Consider the following 24744-nt stretch of genomic DNA (forward strand, 5'->3'; position numbering starts at 1 on the left):
CCGTCCGGAAGATGGTGGCACGACCGACCGGTGGAGGAGGGCATCAGGGTGCATTTCGGGGGAGCGGGAAGCGGAACATCCGCCGCCGAGCGGGGCCGGCGGCGCCGCCCCGCAGACCTGCACGGTGGTGCACCACCGTGTGCCCGATCCCATTGTCGGTGCCGTGCGGCAGGATGGACCGAATGAGTGGGACCGGAGATTCGACGGCGGGTGAGCTCCCCGCATACGCGGAACGGGTCCTCGCCGTCGCCGAGCTGATCCCGGCGGGCCGGGTGATGACGTACGGGGACGTCGCCGAGTGGCTCGACGAGGGAGGACCGCGGCAGGTCGGCAGGGTGATGGCGCTCTACGGCGGCGCGGTGCCCTGGTGGCGGGTGGTGCGCGCGGACGGCCGGCTGCTGCCCGGCAGCGAACTGCGCGCGCTCGCCCACTACCGCGACGAGGGCACGCCCCTGCGCACCACCCCGACGGGGGACACCCCCGCAGGGGGCACACGGGGCGCCCCGATGACGCGCGGGCACATACCGCGGCTCGACATGCGGCGCGCCCGCTGGGACGGACGCCGCGAGGGCGACGGGGAACCGTAGCCCCGGCGCCCCGCCTCCCGGCGCACCAGGAGGCCGCTGCCGGGCCCGCCGCACACCTGGCGTAGCGTCGGGCAGCGCCGTCCCGCCGACGGCCCCGCCGCGCGCCGCACCGCCCGGCCGGCAGCCCGACCCGCACCGCGCACCGCGCGGCGGCCCGCACGCCCTCTGCTCCACGACCAGCACCCTCCTCAGGACCGGCGATCCACGTGAGTTCCTCCTTCTCGGCCGCCCCGCCCACGCAGCCCCACCGGGCGGCGCGGCGGGACGCCGCCGGCGCGTACCGCCTGGTGCGCACCGCACCGGAACGGGTGGATCCTCCTGCCTTGGACGCAGCCCAGCGCGCCGTGGTTGACCACCGGCACGGGCCGCTGCTGGTGCTGGCCGGGCCGGGCACCGGCAAGACCACGACGCTCGTGGAGTCGGTGGTCCGCCGGGTGCGCGCCGGCGACGACCCCGAACGGATCCTCGTCCTCACCTTCAGCCGCAAGGCAGCCGTCGAGCTCCGCGACCGGCTCGCGGCCCGGCTGTCCGGACCGGACGCACCGCCCGCCGGGCCCGCGGGCCCCGGCAGCGGCCCGCGCCGGCCGGGCCTCCCGCAGGCGACGACCTTCCACTCCTTCTGCTACGCCTTGGTCCGCGCCCACCAGGACGCCGAGCTGTTCGCCGACCCACTGCGGCTGCTGTCCGGACCCGAGCAGGACCTCGTGGTCCGTGAACTCCTCGAAGGACAGGCCGAACTGGCCGGTGCGGGCCGCGGCCGGGTGCGCTGGCCGGACGAGCTGCGGGCCTGCCTGACCACCCGCGGCTTCGCCGACGAGGTCCGCGCGGTGCTCGCCCGCAGCCGCGAACTGGGCCTGGGCCCCGACGCCCTCGGCGCCTTCGCCGCCCGCACCGGCCGCCCCGACTGGAGCGCCGCGGCCGGCTTCCTCGCCGAATACCTCGACGTCCTGGACGCCCAGGGCGTACTGGACTACGCCGAGCTGGTGCACCGCGCGGTGCTGCTCGCCGAACACACCGACACCGCCGGGCAGCTGGCCGCCGCCTATGACGCGGTCTACGTCGACGAGTACCAGGACACCGACGCCGCCCAGGTACGGCTGCTGCGCGCACTCGCCGGCAACCACACGGCGTCGGCCGCACCGGGCTCCCCGGGACGCACGCTCCTCGCCTTCGGCGACCCCGACCAGTCGATCTACGCCTTCCGGGGCGCCGACGTCAACGGCATCCTCGACTTCCCCGAGACGTTCCGGCGCGGCGACGGCACCCCCGCCCCGGTCGCCGTCCTCGGCACCTCCCGGCGCTCCGGCGCCGCTCTGCTCGCCGCCACCCGGCTGCTCACCCGCCGGATGCCGCTCACCCGCCTGCCCGCCGCGAAGGTACGTGCCCACCGTGAGCCGGTGCCCGTACGGGACGGCGGCCGCGTCGAGGCGTACACGTACCCGACGTCCGGCGCCGAACTCGACAACATCGCCGACATCCTGCGCCGCGCCCACCTGGAGGACGGGGTGCCCTGGCGCGAGATGGCCGTTCTCGTCCGCGCCGGCGGGCGCTCGCTGCCCGCCGTGCGCCGCGCGCTCACCTCGGCCGGCGTACCCCTCGACATAGACGGCGACGATCTGCCGCTGCGGCACGAACCCGCCGTCGCCCCCCTGCTGACGGCGCTGCGGGCGGCGGCACGGGCCGCCCTGCGCCACGACCCCACCGCCACCCCTGACGCCTCGTCCGACGAGGCCGCCCCCCAGGACACCGGGCCCGGGCAGGCCACCCCGGACGACGCCGCCGGCGCCCCCGGGTGGCTCGACGCCGAAACCGCCACGGACCTGCTGACCTCCCCGCTGGGCGGCATGGACTCCGCCGACCTGCGCCGGCTGGGCCGCGCCCTGCGCGAGGAGGAACGCAGCGCCGGGCAGCCGCTGCCCCGCCCCTCCGACGAGCTGATCGCCCGGGCGCTGGCCGAACCCGAGCGCCTGGTCGCCCACGACCCCGGCTACGCCCGCGGCGCCCAGCGGCTCGGCCTGCTGCTGCGCAAGGCCCGTGCCCTCCTGGCCGGCGGCGGCACCGCCGAACAGGCCCTGTGGGAGCTGTGGGACGGCACCCCCTGGCCGCAGCGCCTGGAACGGGCCGCCCACCGCGGCGGCGCCGCCGGCCGCAACGCCGACCGCGACCTGGACGCCGTAGTGGCCCTCTTCGAGACCGCCGCCCGCGCCGAGGAACGCACCGGCGGCCGCGGCGCCCTCAACTTCCTGGAGGAACTCGACGCCCAGGACATCGCCGCCGACACCCTCACCCGCCGCACCGTGCGCCCCGACGCCGTACGGCTGATGACCGCCCACCGCGCCAAGGGCCTGGAATGGCGGCTCGTCGTCGTCGCCGGCGTGCAGGAGGGCCTCTGGCCCGACCTGCGCCGGCGCGGTTCGCTCCTGGAAGCCGACCGGATCGGGCGCGACGGCCTGGCCGAGCCGCTCCCCGCGGGCGCGCTGCTCGCCGAGGAACGCCGGCTGTTCTACGTGGCCGCCACCCGCGCCCGCGAACGGCTGGTCGTCACCGCCGTGAAGGCCGCGGCCGACGACGGCGACCAGCCGTCCCGTTTCCTGACCGAGCTGGGAGTCACCCCCCAGGACGTCACCGGCCGCCCGCGCCGCCCCCTCTCGGTGGCCGCCCTCGTCGCCGAACTGCGCGCCACCACCGTCGACCCGGCCGCCACCCCCGCGCTGCGCGAGGCCGCCGCCCAGCGGCTCGCGCGGCTGGCCGCCCTCCGCGACGACGACCACCACCCCCTGGTGCCGGCCGCCCACCCCGACACCTGGTGGGGCCTGCACGAACCCACCCACAGCAGCATCCCGCTGCGCGACCGCGACCGCCCCGTGGTCCTCTCCGGCAGCGCCCTCGACCAGCTCGCGCACACCTGCTCCCTCCAGTGGTTCCTGGGCCGCGAGGTCAAGGCGGACACCCCCGCCACCGCCGCCCAGGGCTTCGGCAACGTGGTGCACGTCCTCGCCGACGAGGTCGCCTCCGGCCGCACCCCCGCCGATCTGGCCGTCCTGATGGAGCGGCTGGACTCCGTATGGGACGCCCTCGCCTTCGACGCCCCCTGGAAGTCGCGCCAGGAGAAGGACACCGCGCGTGCCGCCCTGGAGCGCTTTCTGCGCTGGCACGTCATGGAACGCGAGACCCGCGGCCGGGACACCGTCGCCACCGAGCACGGCTTCGACCTCACCCTCCGGGCCGGCAGCTACGAGGTCCGGATCCGCGGCAGCATGGACCACGTCTCCCGCGACGCCCAGGGGCGGGCGTACGTCGTCGACTTCAAGACCGGCAAACAGAAACCGACCGGACCCGAGGTCGCCCGCCACCCCCAGCTCGCCGTCTACCAGCTCGCGGTGCGCGAGGGCGCCCTGGACGACGCCTTCGACGGCCGCACCCCGGACCCGGGCGGCGCGGAACTGGTACATCTGCGCCTGGGCGCCCCCCAGAAGGAAGGCGGCGACGCACTGCCCGCCGTACAGGCGCAGCAGCCGCTGGAGGGGGAGTGGGTCGGCGAACTGCTCGCCACCGCCGCGGGCCGCGTCCTGGAGGAGCGGTTCACCCCCACCACCGGCACCCACTGCACCCACTGCACCTTCCGGGCGTCATGCAGCGCACAGCCGGAGGGGCGCCACGTCGTGGAGTGACTTCCCACGTTTTCGGCTTTCCCGCCGTGGTGGTTTGTCGCCGTTGCGCTTTGCGGCGCACCCGCACGTTGTTGGCTGTCCCGCCGCGGTGGCGTTTCGCCGTTGCGCTTTGCGGCGCCCCCCACGTTGCCGGCTGTCCCGCCGTCGGGGTGTTTCGCCGTTGCGCCTGGCGGCGGGCGTGGTTTGTCGGGTGCGGTGCCGCTCCTCCGGACTTCGTCCTGCGGCTCGGCCCCTCCCGTAGTGGGTGGGAACAGGCCGGTGGGGGCGGGCCCCCGCCGTCGTCTGCGTGCAGTCGAGGGATGAGGTCCGCCCCCACCGGTCTTCATCCACCCCCAACGGGAGGGGGCGGACCGCAGGACGGAGTCCGGAGGGCCGGTCCCGCAGTCGAACAGCCAGCGCAGCGGCAACCAGCCCGCCGCAGGCGCAACGGCGAGACGAAGCACGGCGGGCCAGCCGACAACGTGGGGGGCGCCGCAAAGCGCAACGGCGAGACGCCACCACGGCGGGCCAGCCGACAACGTGGGCGGGCGCCGCCAAGCGCAACGGCGAGAAACCCCCGCGGCGAGCCAGCCGACAACGTGGGGGGAAAGCACCGCGCAGCGGATTGTCAGCGCGGGCCGCTACCGTTCTCAACCGTGGCCCCGCGTATCACCGACCCGGCGCAGCTCAAAGAGCTGCTCGGCATCCCGTTCACACCGGAGCAGACGGAGTGCATCACCGCCCCGCCCGCCCCGCAGGTCATCGTGGCCGGAGCCGGCTCCGGCAAGACCACGGTCATGGCCGCACGCGTGGTGTGGCTGGTCGGCACCGGCCAGGTCGCCCCCGAGCAGGTCCTCGGGCTGACCTTCACCAACAAGGCAGCCGGCGAGCTCGCCGAGCGCGTCCGGGCCGCCCTCCTCGCCGCCGGCGTCACCGACCCGGACGCCCTCCCGCTCGACGCCGGCGGCGCCGCCGGCGACCAGCCTCCCGGAGAGCCGCGGATCTCCACCTACCACGCCTTCGCCGGCCAACTCCTCAAGGACCACGGCCTGCGCATCGGCCTGGAACCCAGCGCCCGGCTCCTCGCCGACGCCACCCGCTTCCAGCTCGCCGCCCGCACCCTGCGCGCCGCCCCCGGCCCCTACCCGTCCCTCACCACCTCCCTGCCCTCCCTCGTGGAGGACCTCCTCGCCCTCGACGCCGAACTCTCCGAGCACCTCGTCGACCCCGCCGCGCTCCGCACGTACGACACCGAGCTGCTCGCCGCCCTCGACGGTGTGAAACTCAGCAACGCCGATCTGCGCAAAGCCCCCGAAACCGCCCGCGGCCGCCTGGAACTGCTCGACCTCGTCACCGCCTACCGCGACGAAAAACGCCGCCGCGACCTCCTCGACTTCGGTGACCAGATCGCCCGCTCCGCCACCCTCGCCACCACCCGCCCCGAGGTCGGCCGCCTCCTGCGCGACGAATTCCGCGTGGTCCTCCTCGACGAATACCAGGACACCTCCGTCGCCCAACGCCTGCTGCTCTCCGGCCTCTTCGGCGGCGGCACCGGGCATGCCGTCACCGCCGTCGGCGACCCCTGCCAGGCCATCTACGGCTGGCGCGGCGCCTCCGTGGCCAACCTCGACGACTTCCCCGCCCACTTCCCCTTCGCCGACGGCACCCCCGCCCGCCGCGCGGCCCTCAGCGAGAACCGCCGCAGCGGCGGCCGCCTCCTCGACCTCGCCAACGGCCTCGCCGCCCCCCTCCGCGAGCGGCACGAAGGCGTCGAAGCCCTGCGCCCCGCCCCCGGCGCCGAGCGCGACGGCCTCGTCCGCTGCGCCCTGCTGCCCACCCACGCCGAAGAACTCACCTGGCTCGCCGACTCCCTCGCCCACCTCGTCCGCACCGGCACACCGCCCGGCGAGATCGCCGTCCTCTGCCGCACCGCCGCCGACTTCGCCCACCTCCAGGGCGAACTCGTCGCCCGGGACGTCCCCGTCGAGGTCGTCGGCCTCTCCGGACTCCTGCATCTGCCCGAGATCGCCGACCTCGTCGCCGTCTGCGAGGTGCTCCAGGACCCCACCGCCAACGCCGCCCTGGTCCGCCTGCTGATCGGCCCGCGCTGGCGGATCGGCCCCCGCGACCTCGCGCTCCTGGGGCGCCGCGCCCGCACCCTCGTCCACCACCAGACCCCCTCCGACGACCCCGCCCACCGCCTCGCCGAGGCCGTCGAAGGCGTCGACCCCGCCGAGACCATCTCGCTCGCCGACGCCCTCGACACCTTCCTGGAGGCCGACGGCCCCGACGACGGCCTCCCCTTCTCCGCCGAGGCCCGGGTCCGCTTCGCCCACCTCGCCACCGAACTCCGCGACCTGCGCCGCTCCCTCGGCGACCCCCTCATGGACGTCCTCCACCGGGTCCTGGCCACCACCGGCCTGGAGGTCGAGCTGTCCGCCTCCCCGCACGCGCTGGCCGCACGCCGTCGCGAAACCCTCGGCACCTTCCTCGACATCGCGGCTGGCTTCGCCGCCAAACAGGGCGGCGAATCCCTCGACGGCGACGCCACCCTCCTCGCCTTCCTCGGCTTTCTGCGCACCGCCGTCCAGTACGAGAAGGGCCTGGACAGCTCCCTGCCCGGCGGCGACAACACCGTCAAGGTGCTGACCGCCCACAAGTCCAAGGGCCTGGAATGGGACGTCGTCGCCGTACCCGGCCTGGTCACCAAGCAGTTCCCCAGCGAACAGGCCCGCGAGTCCTGGACCAGCCGGGCCAAGGTCCTCCCGCACGCCCTGCGCGGCGACGCCGCCACCCTCCCCGACGTCACGGAGTGGACCGCCCGCGGCCTGAAAGACTTCAAGGAGGCGATGAAGCACCACCAGGAAACCGAGGAACTCCGCCTCGGCTACGTCACCTTCACCCGCCCCCGCTCCCTGCTGCTCGGCTCCGGCCACTGGTGGGGCCCCCACCAGAAGCGGCCGCGCGGCCCGTCCGCCTTCCTGGAGGCACTGCGCGCGCACTGCGAAGCCGGACACGGCGAGATCGAGCACTGGGCCGCGGCACCCGAGGACGGCGCGGAGAACCCCGCCCTCGCCGAAGCCGCCACCGAACAGGCCTGGCCACTGCCCCTCGACCCCACGGCCACCGCCCGCCGCCGCGCGGCCGCCGCCACGGTGCGCGATCACCTGGCACGTATGACGGGTGAGGCGGCGTCCCCCTCCGGCGCGCCGGCCGTACTGTCCGCCCATGATCCCGAGTGGCCGCCGCCCCCGGGTGACGGCGACATCTGGGGCACGGGCCCGTACGACGACCTCTCCGAAGCCGACCCGTTCGACGTGCCCGAAGGTGACATCTACGACGTCCCCGAAGCCGGACCGTTCGACCTCTCCGAAGCCGACCCGTTCGACGATCACGCCCCGCTGCACGTCACGCCGGACACCGGGCCGCCCGATACCGCCCGGCCGTACGACGACGCCCCGCCGTACGCCCTCCCCGAAGCCGCCCCCGCCCCGTCCCGCCCCGCCATCGGCGCCCAGCGCTCCACGGAACCCGACCTCACCGCCGACCCGGACGGCGACGCCCCCCACCCCGGCGACAGCGCGCCACACACCCTCCTCCCCGAGGAGCGCCGCACCGTCGGATCCTGGGACCGCGATCTGGAGGCGCTCGCCGCCGAGCTCCGCCGCTCCCGCGCCACCGTCCGCGAGGTCCCGCTGCCCTCCGCGCTCAGCGCCACCCAACTGCTCCGCCTCGCCGCCGACCCGGACGGCTTCGCCCGCGAACTGGCCCGCCCCATGCCGCGCCCGCCCCAGCCCGGCGCCCGCCGCGGCACCCGCTTCCACGCGTGGGTCGAATCCCGCTTCGAAGAGCTGATGCTGCCCCTCCTCGGTCCCGACGAGCTCCCGGGCGCCGAGCCCGGCGAGGACGACCTGATCGCCGACGAACACGACCTCGAAACCCTCAAGGAGGCCTTCGCCCGCACCCCCTACGCCCACCGCACCCCCTTCCGCGTCGAGGCGCCCTTCCAGCTGACGCTCGCCGGACGGGTGATCCGCGGCCGGATCGACGCCGTCTACAAGGAGCACGGCCCGCACGGCGACCGCTTCGAGATCGTCGACTGGAAAACCGGCCGCACCCACACCGCCGACCCCCTCCAGCTGGCCGTCTACCGCCTCGCCTGGGCCGAGCGGTACGGCCTGGAGCCCTCCGCCGTCGACGCCGCCTTCCTCTACGTCCGCAGTGGCGAGGTGGTCAGACCCGCCCGGCTGCCCGGCCGGGTCGGACTCGAACGCATCCTGCTCGGCGAGACCGCCGACGGACATCCCCCGGAAGGCCGATAGGCTCGGCCATATGAGCACCACCCCGGACAGCGCCGTCCGCGCGTACCTCGCCACCCACCGCGAAGCCTTCCTCGACGACCTCGCCGCATGGCTGCGCATCCCCTCCGTGTCCGCCGACCCGGAGCGCGCCGGCGACGTCCGCCGCAGCGCCGACTGGCTCGCCGCGAAGCTCACCGACACCGGCTTCACCACCAGCGAGGTCTGGGAGACCGGCGGCCTGCCCGCGGTCTTCGCCGAATGGCCCTCCCAGGACCCGTCCGCGCCCACGGTGCTCGTCTACGGCCACCACGACGTACAGCCCGCCGCCCGCGAGGACGGCTGGCACACCGACCCCTTCGCGCCGCAGACCATCGACGGCAAGCTCTACGCCCGCGGCGCCGCCGACGACAAGGGCCAGGTGTTCTTCCACACCCTGGGCGTCCGCGCGCACCTCGCCGCCACCGGCCGCACCGCCCCCGCCGTCAACCTCAAGCTGCTCATCGAGGGCGAGGAGGAGTCCGGCTCACCGAACTTCCCGGCCCTGATCGAGAAGCACGCCGACCGCCTCGCCTGCGACGCGGTGATCGTCTCCGACACCGGCATGTGGTCCAGGGACACCCCCACTGTGTGCACCGGCATGCGCGGACTGACGGACTGTCAGATCGATCTCTACGGCCCCGACCAGGACATCCACTCCGGCTCGTTCGGCGGCGCGGTCCCCAACCCCGCCACCGAGGCCGCCCGGCTGGCCGCCGCCCTGCACGACACCGACCGCCGCGTCGCCGTCCCCGGCTTCTACGACGGCGTGATCGAGCTCACCGACCGCGAGCGGGAACTCTTCGCCGAACTCCCCTTCGACGAGGACGAGTGGCTGCGCACCGCGCACTCCCACGCCCCCCTCGGCGAGGCCGGCAGCACGACCCTGGAGCGCATCTGGGCCCGCCCCACCGCCGAGGTCAACGGCATCGGCGGCGGCTACCAGGGCCCCGGCGGCAAGACCATCGTCCCCGCCACCGCCCAGCTGAAGCTCTCCTTCCGGCTGGTCGCCGGCCAGGACGCGGCCGCCGTCCAGCAGTCCGTCCGCGACTGGGTCGCCGCGCAGCTCCCGGCCGGCATCCGCCACGAGATCACCTTCTGGGGCGCCACCCGCCCCTGCCTCACCCCGCTCGACCACCCCGCCCTCCAGTCCGTCGTACGCGCCATGGGACGAGCCTTCGGCCGGCAGATCCGCTACACCCGCGAGGGCGGTTCCGGGCCGGCGGCCGACCTCCAGGACGTCCTCGGCGTCCCGGTCCTCTTCCTCGGCATCTCCGTCCCCTCCGACGGCTGGCATGCCCCGAACGAAAAGGTCGAGCTCGACCTGCTGATGAAGGGCGTCGAGACCGCCGCCCACCTGTGGGGCGACCTGGCGGAGACCTGGCGCCCGGCTTGACCGGACGCCTGCCGCCGTACCGTTCCGCGCCCACATGCAGCAATCACCCACGCCACAGGGGGAGTTGGAAACAGCAGTGACCACCTGGACCGACCACACCGCCGACCGGCCGCTCACGTTCAGCGCGCCGAGCGGGATCGACCGCTCGGCCCATCACCGTCTCGACGAGGCCTGGCTGGCGGCGGCCTGGAGCCACCCGACGACGCGCGTCTTCGTGGTGTCCGGCGGCCAGGCGCTGATCGACGACACCCCCGACGGCCGCACCGAACTGATCACGACGCCGTCCTTCGAGGCGCCCCTGACCGAGGCGCACCGCTACTACCTCGGCACCGACGACGACGGCGTCAGCTACTTCGCCCTCCAGAAGGACTCGCTGCCCGGGCGCATGGACCAGTCCGCGCGCCCGGCGGGCCTGCGCGAGGCCGGCCTGCTGCTGTCGCCCCGCGACGCCGGCCTCCTCGTCCACGCCGTGGCCCTCGAAAACTGGCAGCGCCTGCACCGCTTCTGCTCACGCTGCGGCGAACGCACCGTCATCGCCGCCGCGGGCCACATCCGCCGCTGCCCGGCCTGCGGCGCCGAGCACTACCCGCGCACCGACCCGGCCGTGATCATGCTCGTCACCGACGAGGACGACCGCGCCCTCCTGGGCCGCCAGGTGCACTGGCCCGAGGGCCGCTTCTCCACGCTCGCGGGCTTCGTCGAGCCGGGCGAGTCCATCGAGCACTCGGTGGCCCGCGAGGTCTTCGAGGAGGCCGGCGTGGTCGTCGGCGACGTCGAATACATCGCCAGCCAGCCCTGGCCCTTCCCCTCCAGCCTGATGCTGGGCTTCATGGCGCGCGCCACCTCGTCCGAGATCCAGGTCGACGGCGAGGAGATCGAAGAGGCCCGCTGGTTCTCCCGCGAGGACCTGCGCGCCGCCTTCGAATCCGGCGAGGTCCTCCCGCCGTACGGCATCTCCATCGCCGCCCGCCTCATCGAGCTCTGGTACGGCAAGCCACTGCCCAAGCCGTGAGGGGCCCGGGAGGCGGGTACCGGGCTCGGTGGGCCTGACGCCTGCGGAGATGCACAGAGCCGCCGGCCGGATTCCACAGGGATTCCGGCCGGCGGCCCTAGAAGACTGCCCGTAGTCGAGGCGAAGCGGTCAGGGTGTCCTACACGACGGTGCGGCGTCGTCGGCCTCTCAGGCGCTGACCGTTCAGACGCCGACCTTCTGCTTGACCTGCGCCAGGGACGGGTTGGTCAGCGTCGAGCCATCGGGGAACAGCACGGTCGGGACCGTCTGGTTGCCGCCGTTCGCCTTCTCCACGAACGTCGCGGACTCCGGGTCGTGCTCGATGTTGATCTCGGTGTACGCAATGCCCTCGCGGTCCATCTGGCTCTTCAGCCGACGGCAGTAACCGCACCAGGTCGTGCTGTACATCGTCACAGTGCCCGCCATGTGCCCCGCGCTCCTTCGCTTCGATAAGTCTTGATCCACATACCACTCGCCGATGTGTTCGACGCGGCCAAGCACCACAACGTACATCGGGCGCGGACCATTCCCGGAGGGTTGAACGGGCCGCTCCGCCTCCCAGGATCGGCTACGCCCGAACCTCGCGCGCCATCCTTGGGGGCCACCCCCACCCCCTCCCCACCCCACACCCCCTCCGACCAAAGCCGGCCCCCCGAGCCACGCCTCCCCGCCAAGGCCGCAGCCTCCAAGCCCTTGGCTCGCCCCCACAACTTCGCGAGGCCCCAGCCACCCCGCGCCCCGTTCCCTTCCACTGACCTCAGCAAAGCACCCGCCGACGCCGCGTGCCGGCGGTCGTCCACAGTGGAGGCGGCCGGTACGACCGGGCCCGGCGGCTGTGGACAGGTTTCCCGGGCGCCTCTGCGGACCTGGCAGCATGGCGGGGTGACAGCAGCAACGGACTCCTCTCTTTTCCCGCAGGTGCCGGACTCGGCCGACGCGGTGCTCGAAGGGCTCGACCCCGAGCAGCGCGAGGTCGCGACGGCTCTGCACGGTCCGGTGTGTGTGCTGGCCGGTGCCGGCACGGGCAAGACCCGCGCGATCACCCACCGGATCGCGTACGGCGTACGCGCCGGGATCCTGCAGCCCGCGAGTGTGCTCGCTGTCACGTTCACGGCCCGGGCGGCGGGTGAGATGCGCGGCCGGCTGCGGCAGCTCGGTGCCGGCGGGGTCCAGGCCAGGACGTTTCACTCCGCGGCCCTGCGGCAGTTGCAGTTCTTCTGGCCGAAGGCCGTCGGCGGTGAGGTCCCGCGGCTGCTGGAGCGCAAGATCCAGGTGGTCGCCGAGGCCGCCGCCCGCTGCCGCATCCGGCTGGACCGCAATGAGCTGCGCGATGTCACCGCCGAGATCGAATGGTCCAAGGTCACCCAGACCGTGCCGGCCGACTATCCGGCCGCGGTCGTCAAGGCCGGCCGTGAGGCCCCTCGTGACCCGGCGGAGATCGGGCAGATCTACGGCACGTACGAACAGCTCAAGCGCGACCGGGGCAGCATCGACTTCGAGGATGTGCTGCTGCTCACGGTGGGCGTGCTGCAGGACCGGCACGACATCGCCGAGCAGGTCCGTGCGCAGTATCAGCACTTCGTCGTGGACGAGTACCAGGACGTCAGCCCGCTCCAGCAGCGGCTGCTGGAGCTGTGGCTGGGGGACCGCGAGAATCTCTGCGTGGTCGGCGACGCCAGCCAGACGATCTACAGCTTCACCGGCGCCACCCCCGACCACCTCCTCAACTTCCGTACCCGCCATCCGCAGGCGACGGTCGTCAAGCTCGTCCGCGACTACCGCTCCAGCCCCCAGGTCGTGCACCTCGCCAATGGCCTGCTCTCCCAGGCCAAGGGCCGCGCCGCCGAGCACCGCCTGGAGCTGATCTCGCAGCGCGAGGCGGGCCCCGAGCCGATGTACACGGAGTACGCCGACGAGCCGGCCGAGGCCGAGGGCACCGCCCGCCGGATCCGCGACCTGATCGCCTCCGGCGTGCCGGCCAGCGAGATCGCCGTGCTCTTCCGCGTCAATGCCCAGTCCGAGGTCTATGAGCAGGCGCTGGCCGATGTCGGTGTGCCGTACCAGCTGCGGGGTGCGGAGCGGTTCTTCGAGCGGCCGGAGGTGCGCGAGGCGGGCGTCAAGCTGCGCGGTGCCGCCCGCTTCGGCGGCAACGACGCGCTGCTCGACGACGCTGTGGACCTGCCGTCCGAGGTGCGGGCGGTGCTCAGCGACATGGGCTGGAGCAGTCGGCCGCCGGCCGGCTCGGGCGCGGTGCGGGACCGCTGGGAGTCGCTGGCGGCTCTGGTGCGGCTCGCCGAGGACTTCGCCCGGGCGCGGCCCGCGGCCACCCTCGCCGATCTCGTCGCCGAGCTGGACGAGCGGGCCAACGCCCAGCACGCCCCGACGGTCGAGGGGGTGACGCTGGCGTCCCTGCACGCGGCCAAGGGCCTGGAGTGGGATGCCGTCTTCCTGGTCGGCCTGACCGAGGGCATGATGCCGATCACCTACGCCAGGACGGACGAGCAGATAGAGGAGGAGCGCCGGCTGCTGTATGTCGGCGTCACCCGCGCCCGGTTGCATCTGGGCCTGTCCTGGTCGCTGGCGCGCTCTCCCGGGGGGCGTGCCTCCCGCCGCGCCAGCCGTTTCCTCAACGGCCTGCGGCCCGGTTCGGGGGCGGTACCCGGCCGTCGCACGCCGGGCGCGGTCTCCGGGGGCATCGAGCGCGGCGACGGGGTGGCGGCGGTGGCCCGGCGTCCCCGGCACCGCAGCCCGGCGCGCTGCCGGGTCTGCAACCGGACGCTGACGGACGCCGGCGAGATGAAGCTGATGCGGTGTGAGGACTGTCCCTCGGAGCTCGACGAGGCGCTCTACGAGCGGCTGTGCGGGTGGCGGACCGAGCAGGCCGCGCGTCTCCGGCAGCCCGCCTACTGCATCTTCACCGACAAGACGCTGATGGCGATCGCGGAGGCCGTTCCGGGAACCGAATCGGAGCTGGCGGCCATCTCAGGAGTGGGGCGGCGCAAGTTCGACCGCTACGGCAGTGACGTGCTGGCAATCTGTGCCGGCGAGGAGCTCGTGGGAGCCTCGGAAGAGGCGTCCGAAGGACCCGCGGAAAACTCGTCGGAAAAATAGTTTGCGCGTGCGGAGCGCAGCCCCATAGCCTTCGGAAGCAACGGAGACAACGGTTTCTTCCGAGATCCGCTCAATCCGTGTTGTACTTGAACGCCCTGGAACGGGATTCCCGGTCCACCGAGACGCCGAGAGGAGGCGAGCCCAGTGATCAGCTTCATGGAGACCAACAAAATGACCGATCTCTCGGTCGTCGCCGCCTGCCCGCTCGGCTCCTCGCTCCTTGGCACCGGTCTGTCCGGCTTCGGCCGCCTGTCCGGTACCGAGGTCGCGCGCCCCGAGTCCCTCGCTGTGCTGACGCGCAGTGAGCGCACCGCGCGACCGACCGAGGCACCTGCGGTAGCAGCAGCGGCGGCACCGGCGAATGCCATTGCCTTCGCGGCGGCCAACGGTGCCGAATCCCGGCAGCAGTACCAGACGCATGAAATGTGGGCCCACCGCGGGCTCGAACCCTGGAGAGATCCAGCCTGATCGGCGCGATCAGGTCGGCACCTTCCAGGGCCGCGGAACCCACACCGGGATCCGCGGCCCTTTTGTTTGCCCAAGCGCCCGCCACCAGCCGGGCCGAACAGACGAGGAACACACCACCGTGCAACTCCAGACGCACACCCCGTCCGTAGCGACCGACCTGATCCCTCCGCCCGACCCTCAGGAGAACTCCTTGCTTCCCCTCACCGAGCTCGACGACGAGATCGACCGCCTCGGCGCCGCTGTTCCGTGCCGTACCTACGACCCGGAGGTCTTCTTCGCGGAGTCCCCGGCCGACGTCGAGTACGCCAAGACCCTGTGCCAGACCTGTCCCGTCCGTGAGGCCTGCCTCGCCGGCGCCAAGGACCGGCGTGAGCCGTGGGGCGTCTGGGGTGGCGAGCTCTTCGTCCAGGGCGTCGTCGTGCCGCGGAAGCGGCCGCGTGGTCGTCCGCGCAAGAACCCGGTTTCGGCATGAACGCCCTCGGTACAGGAACGATCGACCATCCCGTCACCCGGGATCCCCAGAAGCAGGACCTCACGATGAACCCCTCTCTCACCGACACCCCCGTCCCCGTGAACGTCGACGCGATCGAGTCGCGTCAGAACAGGAACCACGCCATGCAACTCATCCCAGAAGCCCTGGCGCGTGCGCATATGCACGAACGCCTGCGGGAGGCCGAATCAGAACGCAGGGCCCATCGGCTGGCCGCCGCGCGGCGTATGCAGCGGCGCGCCGAGCGCGCGTCGCTCCGTGCCCGCCGTGCGCTGGCCATGGCCGTGATGCAGTAAGGCAGTAGGCCGCTGCACTGATACCGCCATCCACGGGGTCCGTCCGACAGGGCGGGCCCCGTGGTGCGTGGGATCCCGTGTGCCGTGGATGACGGGGATATCGTCGGACGGTGGACCAGAGGACGCATGAACAGGCGGGGTTGGCGGACGGGAACACGGTGTGTGCCGGCTGTGGCGCGGTCGCCGAGGGCACCCCGCCGACCTGGACGCTCTCCGTCGAGAACGGCGAGCGCCGCTACTACTGCGACACCTGCGCGCGGAAGAATCTCCGCGCCATCGAGGGGCGCCTGGATTCGAGCTGGTGGTGAGGCCGGGCGTGATCACCGGGGCAGTGGGGCCGGGGTAGGCAGACCCCGGGGCCGCCCGGCCGCTCCCGCAGCCGGGCGGGCCGTCCCTCCGCATGCCGGAGCGGGCGACCGCCCCGGCATGCGGGCTCAGGCCGTGGTCTCTTCGACGGCCTCCTTGCCGAGGTCCGCACCGATGCCCGTGCCGACCTCGGTGGCGGCCTCCGCGCCGAGGACGGTGCCGGCCTCGCTGATGTCCGGGCCGGGCGGCTCTTCCTCGGGCACGAAGCCGGGCAGCCAGGCCTCGAGTTCGTCGCGCAGCCGTACCGCCGCCCCCAGCTGGCACAGCACCCCGATCGTGCTCAGGGTGACCCGGTGGATCAGCAGGTAGGCGGGCGGCAGGTTGAGCTGCTTGCCCAACTGATGGGCGGGGGAGCGCGGATCGCCGACCCGGGCCGCCTGATGGCGCATCCAGCTCCGGGTGAAGGTGAACTCTTCGGCCAGCGCCGGTTCGATGATCGGCAGCAGATACTCCAGCACCGCGTCCGGATCCAGCTCGATGGACTCCCTGACGAAGCCCTCCTCGCACAGCAGCTGGTAGACGGCGTCCGCCTCGCCGTCGAGCGTCATCCGCAGCGAGGTGCCGATCGTCGGCGGCAGCCCGTCGGGCAGCCGGTCCACGGTGCCGAAGTCCAGCACCCCCAGCCGCCACTCCTCGACCGGGCTGTCCGGGCCGTCGGCCAGCAGCCGGAAGTTGCCCGGGTGCGGATCGGCGTGCAGCAGGCCCGTACGGGCGGGGCCGGAGAAGAGGAAGCGAGCCAGGAGCTGACCGGCCCGGTCCCGCTGCTCGTCCGTGCCGTCCGTGATCACCTCGGACAGCGGCAGCCCGTCCATCCACTCCGTCACCAGCACCTGGTCGCACTGGTGGACCACGGACGGCACCACCACGTCCGGGTCGTCGGCGAACTCCTCGGCGTGTGCCTGCTGGGCCTGAGCCTCCAGGGAGTAGTCCAGCTCCTCCGAGACCCGGTCGCGCAACTCCGCGATCAGCGGTTTGACGTCCATGCCCGGGATCAGCGGGCCCAGCAGCCGGGCGAACCGGCTCAGCTGCGTCAGATCCGACAGCAGTGCCTGGCCCGCGCCCGGATACTGCACCTTGACGGCCACCTCGCGGCCGTCGTGCCACACCGCCCGGTGCACCTGCCCGATGGAAGCTGCCGCCGCCGGCTTGTCCTCGAACTCCTCGAACAGCTCCCGCCACTCCTCGCCGAGCTGCTCGGCCAGCACGGCATGCACCGCGCTCGTCGGCATCGGAGGCGCCGCCTCCTGAAGCTTGGTCAGGGCGGCGCGGTAGGGGCCGGCGATCTCCTCGGGCAGCGCCGATTCGAAGACGGACAGCGCCTGCCCGAATTTCATCGCCCCGCCCTTCAGCTCCCCGAGCACCTTGAAGAGCTGTTCGGCCGTGCGCTGTTGAAGCTCGCGGCCGACGATTTCGGCGGATCTGCCGCCGATCCGCTTGCCCAGGCCCCAGGTCGCACGGCCGGCGAACCCCAGTGGCAGCGCGGCCAGCTTGGCGGTACGGGTGACCGCCTTGCGGGGAAGATCAGACATGCGCCCCTCCAACTCACACTGTCCCCCAACCGGGGTTACTCCGTCATTGTGGCGTGTCACGGCCGAGGATCCGAGGCGCCTGCCGCACACAGTGCAGCGGCAGCACCGCAGGCGCACTCCGGATGCGGCGCGATCGGCACCGTGCGCACCTCGGCACACGGTGCGGCCAGCTCCCACCGCGCACCTGTGCACGGCGGCAGTTCGCCGTCGAGGAACGTCAGCGCCTGGACGGCGGCGACGCCCGCGACCGTCGTTGCCAACCCGGCATCACAGGCCGGCACCGCGGGTGAACCGCGTCCCGACCGCCACTGCGCGAGCAGCCGCGGCCAGGCCGGCTCCGCGTCCGTGCGGCGCAGCTCGTCGCAGCGGGCACAGGCCGAACCACCGGGCAGCACCAGCGGACCCACCACTCCCGTGCCCTCGATCACCCCCGCGTAAAGATGCGGGATTCCGGCAGTCAGCAGCGGCTCGGACAGCACGGGGTCGGGGGCGTACGCGCCGAGGCCGTCGCGCGGGGCGAGCACCACCAGGGACAGACCCGCCTCACCGGACTCGCTGACCGGGACCCGCGGGCGCGGCGTACGGCTCCAGGGGGAGGACTGGCGGACCAGTCGTTGCGCGGCGGCGGCCCGCCGCTCACCGATCCGCTCGGCCGGCAGCCCGCCGGGCAGGACGTCCTCCGGCTGGACCGTGCCGCCGTCGAGCACCTCCACCCGGCCGATCCCCGAGGCCGACAGCAGCGCCGCGATCGCGGCACCGACCCGGCCCGCCCCCTTGACCCTGGCCCGGACGGCTCTGCGCGCACCCATCCGGCCCAGGGCGCCCGCGGGCTCCGGATGCCGCACCGAGAGGGCGGCCAGGTCGGGCCGCAGCTGTGCGAAGGCGGCCTGGTCCGCGCGTACGGCCTCGGCCGCCGGGCCGCCCGCAGTGGGTGCCTCCAGCAGCCCTGCCGCACCGAGGCGTTCCACCACGCCCCGTACGTGCGCGGGCGGGAGGTCCAGTAAGGCGGCCTCCTCGGTCAGTTGCTGCATGGTGCGGGTGCCGTCGATCAGTGACAGGAAGCTGCCGGTCGCGGTGTCGACCGGGCCGACCACCTTCGCATGGGCCGGAGCCACGCCGAACCGCACCGTTTCCCTGTCCCGCCAGCCGCGCCGCAGCGCGGGCTTGAGCATCGGATGTGTCATATCCGCCCCCGTTCTTCGTCGTCCGGCCCCCAGCATGCGCCGTGCGGCGGATCGGCGCGGAAGTTATCCACAGGCGGTGGGCAGCAGTCGTACAAGCTGTGCACGCCATGGAGTGGTTCGGCGGCGAACCGACCGCGGGGCGGGACTTCCCGCAACGGCAGCGGGTAACGTCGGGCGCGTGCCCGCCGACCCTTCCGCTCACGGCTCAGGGGAGACACCTCTGCGCCGCGCCGCCGACACCTCGCGCCGGACTGCCCCGAGTCCCACGGTCCATGCAGCGGGCACCAGCGCCGTCGAGGTGCGCCGCAGCTCACGACGGCGCAGAACGGTCTCCGCATACCGCGAGGGCGACCGCACGGTCGTCCTGATTCCGGCCCGTATGTCCGAGGCCGAGGAGCAGCGCTGGGTCACCGTCATGCTGGACAAGCTCGCCGCCCAGGAGAGCAAGCGGATGCTGGGCGACGGCGAGCTGGCCGCGCGCGCCGGACGGCTGTCCGGCCAGTATCTGGACGGCCGGGCCCGCCCGGCGTCGGTGCGCTGGGTGACCAATCAGAACACCCGCTGGGGCTCGTGCACGCCGGCAGAGGGCAGCATCCGTCTTTCGCACCGCCTCCAGGGCATGCCGGAGTACGTCATCGACTACGTCCTGCTGCACGAGCTCGCCCATCTGCTCGTTCCCGGTCACGGGCCCCGGTTCTGGAGTCTGCTGGACTCCTACCCCCGAACGGAACGCGCCCGCGGCTACCTCGAAGGGGTGGTCGCGGCCGACCGGCTGCCCCATCTGCCCGCCGCCCGCGGCGAATGAGCCTGCGGCGCCACCACATCCGCCGCGCCCCGGCATCGCCCGTTGTCGGCGCCAGCGGATAGCCTGGCCGCGCAGACGAACTCACAGCGGGAGCGGGGGACGGGCGTTACGTATGGCCAGGGAATTCCAGCGCGGCCACAAGGTCAAAATCGGTGATCTCACGGCGGGAACGGACCTGTACGTCGGCGTGCAGATCGCCGGGCCCGGCCTGACCTTCGACATCAGCTGCTTCGGTCTGGACGCCGACGAGCGGCTCTCCGACGACCGGTACTTCATCTTCTTCAACCAGCCGAAGTCGCCCGAGGAGTCGATCCAGCTGCTCGGCGCGCAGGCCGGCGACAGCGAGTCCTTCCGGGTCACCCTCGACAAGATCCCGCCGCACATCCAGAAGCTCTCCTTCACCGCCGCACTCGACGGCGCGGGCCAGGTCTCCCAGATCGGCCCCGGCTACCTCCGGATCGTGGCCGGCGGCGAAGAGGTCGCCCGCTACTCCTTCACCGGCAGCGAGTTCAGCACCGAACGCGCCCTCATGCTCGGCGACTTCTACCTCAAGGACGTCTGGCGGTTCGCCGCCGTCGGCCAGGGCTTCGACGGCGGACTGGAAGCGCTGCTGAAGAACTTCGGCGGCGAGGTCGCCGAGGAGGAGGGCGCGGCGCCCGAGCCGCCCGCGGCGGCAGTGGGCGCGCCCGGCTTCGCGCCCCCGTCCGGGCCGCCCGCCCCCGCGCCGTCCTTCGGGGCCCCCGCCGCCGAGCCCGTACCGCAGCAGCCCGCGCCCGGTGCCGCGGTGCCCCCGGCCGCCCCGCAGCCGGCGCCCGCGCAGCCCACCGCCCCGCAGGTGCACAGCGCGCCCACCCTCGCCGCGCCCCTGGCCCCGCCCGCCGGCCCGGTACCGCCGCCCGGTGTGCCCGGACCGCCCGGCCAGCAGCCGCCCGCCCCGTACGGTCAGCCGGCGCCAGGTCAGGCCCCCTACGGCCAGCCGCAGACCGCCCCCGGCGGCTTCCCCGGCCAGCAGGCCCCGCAGGCGCCGCCCTACGGACAGCCGGCTCCGCCGCCCGGCGGATACGGCGCCCCGCAGGGCCAGCCCGCGCCGTACGGGCAGCCGGCTCCGCCTCCCGGTGCCCCGTATCCCGGCGCCCAGGCCCCGGCCGTCCCCCAGGGCGGCGGCCCCGGCCTCGGCGCCGTCCTGGACAAGTACAAGGAAGCCCCTACCGGTCAGCGCTGGACCCCGCAGAACAGCAAGCTGATCCGTGTCGACCTCGGCGTCGACGGCCAGCCGGTGCTCGCCCGCCAGGGCAGCATGGTGCTCTACCAGGGCAAGGTCGACTTCGGCTACAAGGGCGCCGGCTTCCGCGGCCGCATCGTCGGCAACGCCACCGGCCAGGAAATGCAGCTGATGCGCTGCACCGGCCAGGGCCAGGTGTTCTTCGCGGAGAACAGCGCCCATGTCCACCCCATCGAGCTGCAGGGCGACGCGATCTGTGTGTCCGCCGAGAGCGTCCTCGCCTTCGACGAGTCGCTGCAGCACGAGGTCCGCCGGATCGAGGGCCACGGCATCCCCGGTGGCGCCCTGTTCACCATGCAGTTCCACGGGACCGGCACCCTCGTCGTCAAGACCCAGGGCACCCCGGTCGTGCTGCCGGTCACCCCGACCACCTTCGCCGACGCCAACGCCATCGTGGCCTGGTCGGCCGGCTCGCAGGTGATCATCTCCAGCCAGGTCAGCCTGCGCCGGCACGCCTTCCCGGGCCACTCCGGCGAGACCGTGAACCTCCAGTTCCGGGGCGCACCCGGCAACTTCATCGTCGTCCAGCCCTACGAGGTCTGAGGGAGCCCGTACGTCATGAACCAGCAGCAGCTGTCGGGCTACGTCCCGACCCCGCCCGCCGCCCGCATGGAGAACCACGGCAGCGCCATGGTGAAGATCGCCATGCAGAGCGGCCAGGACGTCTTCGCCCGCACCGGCTCCATGGTCGCCTACGAAGGCTTCGTCCAGTACGAGCCGAACCCGCCCGCCGTCCGCCAGATGGCCTCCCAGTGGCTCACCGGCGAAGGCGCGCCCCTGATGAAGTGCACCGGCGACGGCGTGCTCTACCTCGCCGACTACGGCGCCGATGTCGTCTGCATCCACCTCGACGACGACGCGCTCTCCGTCAACGGCACCAACCTCCTCGCCTTCGACGCACAGCTCCAGTGGGGCGTGCAGCGCGTCAAGGGCATGGCGAAGTTCGCCGGCCAGGGGCTGTTCAACGTCGGGATCTCCGGCACCGGCTGGGTCGCCCTGACCTCCCGGGGCACCCCGATCGTCGTCGACTGCGGCCGCGGCGAGGACGAGACCTATGTGGACCCCGATGCCCTGGTCGCCTGGTCGACCCATCTGAAGATGAAGGGCAAGCGCAGCTTCAAGGCGTCCTCGATGATCGGACGGGGCAGCGGTGAGGCGTACCAACTGGGCTTCTCCGGCCAGGGGTTCGTCGTCGTCCAGCCCAGCGAGGACAGCACCGACCGGCTCCGGGCCCGGGGCTGAGGGGGAGGACCGAACACGCCATGCAGAGTCCGCTTTTCGCCTTCACCGAGGCACAGACCCAGGACCGCTACGCCCTGCAGAACAGCCAGTTGCTGCGGGTCGCCCTCCAGGGCCACGAAGACGTCCTCGCCCGTAAGGGCGCGATGGTCGCCTATCAGGGGCTGCTCGAATTCGACGGCAACTACCAGACGCCCGGCCAGCACCGGGCCCGCGCCTACTCCGGCGAGGGCCTCGACCTGATGCGCGTCTCCGGGCAGGGCACGGTCTATCTGGCCAACCTCGCCCAGTACGTCCATGTCGTCGACGTCGATCACGACGGCCTCACCGTCGACAGCAGCTACGTCCTGGCACTGGACTCCGGCCTCCACTGGGACGTCGTCTCCGTCGACAGCCAGTACGGCATCTCCGGGACCGGCAAGTACCAGCTCAACATCTCCGGACGGGGCAAGGTCGCCCTGATGACCTCCGGCCAGCCGCTGATGCTGCAGGTCACGCCCGACAAGTACGTCAACGCCGACGCCGACGCGGTGGTGGCCTGGTCCGCCTCGCTGCGCGTCCAGATGCAGGCGCAGACGCACTCCTCCGGAGTGTGGCGGCGGCGCGGCAACACCGGTGAGGGCTGGGAACTCAGCTTCCTCGGCCAGGGCTACGCACTGGTCCAGCCCAGCGAACTGCTGCCGCCGCAGAACGCCGTCATCGGCTCCGGGATGGCCGCCCAGTTCGGCATGGGCCAGCAGGGCGCCCGGGGACACAACCAGGGCAACATCTTCACCAACTAGGGGGTGTCTCTTCGATCTCCGTGGATCAGCCTGCGGTGCCAGGCGTCGCAGGCCCACGGAGATCGGAGAGACACCCCCTAGCCCCGCCGACGCCCTGAAGGCACAGCTGCGGCGCCCGCCCCGGGAAGGGACGGGCGCCGCAAGCACAGCCGCTGTCTAAAGCAGTGCGCGGGTGCCGTCCACCAGCTGCGCCACCGACGCATCGGCGACGCCGGGCACCTCGTCGTACGCGAACCACCGCAGGTCCAGCGACTCGTCGCTGATCGCCGCCACCGCGCCCTCGGGCGCCAGCGCGGCGTACTGCACGTCCAAATGCACCGCGCAGGGCGTGTGATGACGGTCCAGCCGCACCGGACCGCCGGGCAGCAGCGTCAGCCCCTGTGCGATCCCGGACTCCTCCCGCGCCTCCCGCAGCGCCGCCTCGGCGAGCGAGGCGTCCTCGGGCTCGCAGTGGCCGCCCATCTGCAGCCACATCTTCAGCTTGCGGTGCAGGGTGAGCAGCACCCGGCCGCCGGCCGGGTCGATCACCAGCGCGCTGGCCGTGAGATGCCCCTCCTTGCAGGGCTTCCACATGCCGTCCTCATGGGCGGCGAGATGATCCAGATACGTCAGGCGCAGTTTTTCCTGAGCGGGGGACGGCGCGGGCCACCCGGTGAGCACCCGCGCCGCGTCGGCATGCAGACTCACCTGTCGCCGTCGCCCTTGCCCTCGCCGGGGGCCTCGTCCGGACCCTCGCCCTCGGGGGACTGCTTTCCCGCATCCGGCTTGCCGCCGCTCGCGGCCTCGCCGAGCATCTTGTCGAGCTCGGAGAAGTCCGGCTGCTCGTGGTGCACAAACCCGTCCGGGTCGTCCAGATCGGCCGCCGTCGGCAGCATGTCCGGGTGCTCCCACAGGCCGTCGCGGCCCTCCAGGCCCCGGGCGTCCGTCAGCGACGCCCACAGCCGCGAGGCGTCCCGCAGCCGCCGCGGCCGCAGCTGGAGGCCGATCAGCGTCGAGAACGTCTGCTCGGCGGGGCCACCGCTCGCCCGGCGCCGGCGCAGCGTCTCGCGGAGCTTGTCCGACGACGGCAGATGCGGCTTGGCGGCCGCGTGCACCACCGCGTCCACCCAGCCCTCGACGAGCGCCAGCGCGGTCTCCAGCCGGGCCAGCGCGGCCTTCTGCTCCGGGGTGTCCTCGGGCTGGAACATGCCCTGCTGAAGGGCGTTCTGCAGCTCCTCGGGATGCTGCGGATCGATCTGGCCGACCACGTCCTCCAGCTTGGTCGTGTCGACCTTGATGCCGCGCGCATAGCCCTCGACGGCACCGAACAGATGCGAGCGCAGCCACGGCACGTGGGCGAAGAGCCGCTGGTGGGCGGCCTCGCGCAGGGCCAGATACAGCCGCACCTCATCCTCGGGCACGCCCAGGCCCGCGCCGAACGACGCGATGTTGCCGGGCAGCAGGGCGGCCTTGCCGGCCGGGCCCAGAGGCAGTCCGATGTCCGTCGAACCGACGACCTCACTGGCCAGCACGCCCAGCGCCTGGCCGATCTGGGTGCCGAACATCGCGCCGCCCATGGAGCGCATCATCCCCAGCAGCGGGCCCGCCATGGCCTGCATCTCCCCGGGGAGCACATCGCCCATCGCCGCCCCGACGCGCTCGGCGAGCGGATTGACCAGGTCCTTCCACACCGGCAGGGTCTCCTCGACCCACTCGGCGCGGCTCCAGGCCACCACGGAGGCGGACCCCGACGGCAGCGACGTCACGCCGTCCAGCCACAGATCCGCCAGCCGTACGGCCTCCTCGACCGCACTGCGCTCACCCGGCGACAGGCTCGCATCCTTGCTGCCGTCCTCGGCGCCCTGCGCGACGGTCTGCCGCGCGATGTCCTTGGCCATGTCCCAGTTCACCGGGCCGCCCTCGTAGGAGAGCATCTGCCCGAGCTTCTGGAAGGCGGCTCCCAGGTCGCCAGGGTTCATTTCGCCGCCGGGGCCGCCCATGCCGCCGAAGAGCGCCGCGAACGGATTGTCCGCGCCGCCGCTCCCGCCGCCGAACCCGAAGGGGTCCGCGGGGCCCTGGCTACCTCCCTGGCCGCCCTTCTTCTTGCCGTTGTCGCCGTCCTCCGGCTCCTCCGGCGGAAGGCCGAATCCAAATGGGGTGTCACTCACGGGGTTCCTCGGCTCATAGGGCCGCCGACCAGGTGGCCGACGGCGGGCTGCCCACATCACCTC

Annotated in this window: 19 protein-coding genes; 14 read left to right on the plus strand and 5 right to left on the minus strand. The window is 73.1% G+C overall.

Annotation, left to right across the window (positions count from 1 at the left end; translation table 11 throughout):
- Positions 1-182: 182 nt before the first annotated feature.
- The 5 genes from BKA18_RS24035 to nudC all read left to right on the plus strand — a co-directional run bounded on the left by BKA18_RS24035 (position 183) and on the right by nudC (position 10982).
- Positions 183-587, plus strand: a complete 405-nt coding sequence (locus BKA18_RS24035) for an MGMT family protein (RefSeq protein WP_366045606.1) — start codon at positions 183-185, stop codon at positions 585-587.
- Between the two features lie 206 nt (positions 588-793).
- The gene (locus BKA18_RS24040; protein WP_366045605.1) at positions 794-4258 is read left to right on the plus strand and encodes an ATP-dependent helicase; all 3465 of its coding nucleotides are present in this window, start codon (positions 794-796) and stop codon (positions 4256-4258) included.
- A 635-nt stretch (positions 4259-4893) separates the two neighbouring features.
- On the plus strand, positions 4894-8559 hold the full coding sequence (locus BKA18_RS24045; RefSeq protein ID WP_366045604.1) for an ATP-dependent helicase: 3666 nt from the start codon (positions 4894-4896) through the stop codon (positions 8557-8559).
- A 10-nt stretch (positions 8560-8569) separates the two neighbouring features.
- Positions 8570-9970, plus strand: a complete 1401-nt coding sequence (locus BKA18_RS24050; protein WP_366045603.1) for a dipeptidase — start codon at positions 8570-8572, stop codon at positions 9968-9970.
- 76 nt (positions 9971-10046) lie between these two features.
- Positions 10047-10982 (plus strand): NAD(+) diphosphatase, encoded by a 936-nt coding sequence (gene nudC / locus BKA18_RS24055; RefSeq protein ID WP_006603245.1) that lies wholly within the window; start codon positions 10047-10049, stop codon positions 10980-10982.
- Positions 10983-11165: 183 nt separating this feature from the next.
- Here nudC and BKA18_RS24060 read toward each other — a convergent pair whose 3' ends face one another.
- Positions 11166-11408: a mycoredoxin gene (locus tag BKA18_RS24060; protein WP_093485073.1), complete on the minus strand. Its 243-nt coding sequence runs from the start codon at positions 11406-11408 to the stop codon at positions 11166-11168.
- Positions 11409-11864: 456 nt separating this feature from the next.
- On the opposite strand from BKA18_RS24060, the gene BKA18_RS24065 reads away from it, so the two are divergent.
- The 5 genes from BKA18_RS24065 (at position 11865) to BKA18_RS24085 (ending at position 15655) form a co-directional block, all read left to right on the plus strand.
- Positions 11865-14093 (plus strand): ATP-dependent DNA helicase UvrD2, encoded by a 2229-nt coding sequence (locus BKA18_RS24065; protein WP_366045602.1) that lies wholly within the window; start codon positions 11865-11867, stop codon positions 14091-14093.
- Between the two features lie 144 nt (positions 14094-14237).
- Positions 14238-14561 (plus strand): hypothetical protein, encoded by a 324-nt coding sequence (locus BKA18_RS24070; protein WP_366045601.1) that lies wholly within the window; start codon positions 14238-14240, stop codon positions 14559-14561.
- Between the two features lie 118 nt (positions 14562-14679).
- A complete protein-coding gene (locus BKA18_RS24075) occupies positions 14680-15033 on the plus strand; it encodes a WhiB family transcriptional regulator (protein WP_006603241.1) in 354 nt (117 codons plus the stop codon).
- Positions 15030-15347: a hypothetical protein gene (locus BKA18_RS24080; protein WP_358919343.1), complete on the plus strand. Its 318-nt coding sequence runs from the start codon at positions 15030-15032 to the stop codon at positions 15345-15347. The genes BKA18_RS24075 and BKA18_RS24080 overlap by 4 nt, the downstream gene beginning before the upstream one ends.
- A 110-nt stretch (positions 15348-15457) precedes the next feature.
- Positions 15458-15655 (plus strand): hypothetical protein, encoded by a 198-nt coding sequence (locus tag BKA18_RS24085; RefSeq protein WP_006603239.1) that lies wholly within the window; start codon positions 15458-15460, stop codon positions 15653-15655.
- Positions 15656-15781: 126 nt separating this feature from the next.
- Here the strand turns inward: BKA18_RS24085 and BKA18_RS24090 are convergent, their stop codons facing one another.
- Positions 15782-17242 carry an ABC1 kinase family protein gene (locus BKA18_RS24090; protein ID WP_366045600.1) on the minus strand — a complete coding sequence of 487 codons (1461 nt, stop codon included), beginning with the start codon at positions 17240-17242 and terminating at the stop codon, positions 15782-15784.
- Positions 17243-17298: 56 nt separating this feature from the next.
- Positions 17299-18426 (minus strand): ThiF family adenylyltransferase, encoded by a 1128-nt coding sequence (locus tag BKA18_RS24095; RefSeq protein WP_366045599.1) that lies wholly within the window; start codon positions 18424-18426, stop codon positions 17299-17301.
- Between the two features lie 178 nt (positions 18427-18604).
- Between BKA18_RS24095 and BKA18_RS24100 the strand changes: the two genes are divergently transcribed.
- From BKA18_RS24100 to BKA18_RS24115, 4 genes are all read left to right on the plus strand, one after another.
- Positions 18605-19231: a M48 metallopeptidase family protein gene (locus BKA18_RS24100; RefSeq protein WP_429638583.1), complete on the plus strand. Its 627-nt coding sequence runs from the start codon at positions 18605-18607 to the stop codon at positions 19229-19231.
- Positions 19232-19343: 112 nt separating this feature from the next.
- Positions 19344-21056 carry a TerD family protein gene (locus tag BKA18_RS24105; RefSeq protein WP_366045598.1) on the plus strand — a complete coding sequence of 571 codons (1713 nt, stop codon included), beginning with the start codon at positions 19344-19346 and terminating at the stop codon, positions 21054-21056.
- A 15-nt stretch (positions 21057-21071) separates the two neighbouring features.
- Positions 21072-21755: an AIM24 family protein gene (locus BKA18_RS24110; protein ID WP_366045597.1), complete on the plus strand. Its 684-nt coding sequence runs from the start codon at positions 21072-21074 to the stop codon at positions 21753-21755.
- Between the two features lie 20 nt (positions 21756-21775).
- Positions 21776-22534 (plus strand): AIM24 family protein, encoded by a 759-nt coding sequence (locus BKA18_RS24115; RefSeq protein WP_006603233.1) that lies wholly within the window; start codon positions 21776-21778, stop codon positions 22532-22534.
- Positions 22535-22690: 156 nt separating this feature from the next.
- Here the strand turns inward: BKA18_RS24115 and BKA18_RS24120 are convergent, their stop codons facing one another.
- Together BKA18_RS24120 and BKA18_RS24125 are read right to left on the minus strand one after the other, a co-directional pair.
- Positions 22691-23221 carry an NUDIX hydrolase gene (locus BKA18_RS24120; RefSeq protein ID WP_093485081.1) on the minus strand — a complete coding sequence of 177 codons (531 nt, stop codon included), beginning with the start codon at positions 23219-23221 and terminating at the stop codon, positions 22691-22693.
- On the minus strand, positions 23218-24681 hold the full coding sequence (locus BKA18_RS24125; protein WP_366045596.1) for a zinc-dependent metalloprotease: 1464 nt from the start codon (positions 24679-24681) through the stop codon (positions 23218-23220). The genes BKA18_RS24120 and BKA18_RS24125 overlap by 4 nt, the downstream gene beginning before the upstream one ends.
- Between the last annotated feature and the right edge of the window lie 63 nt (positions 24682-24744).

The organism is Streptomyces auratus, assembly GCF_050433025.1.
In the GTDB taxonomy this organism is placed as follows: Bacteria; Actinomycetota; Actinomycetes; order Streptomycetales; family Streptomycetaceae; genus Streptomyces; species Streptomyces sioyaensis.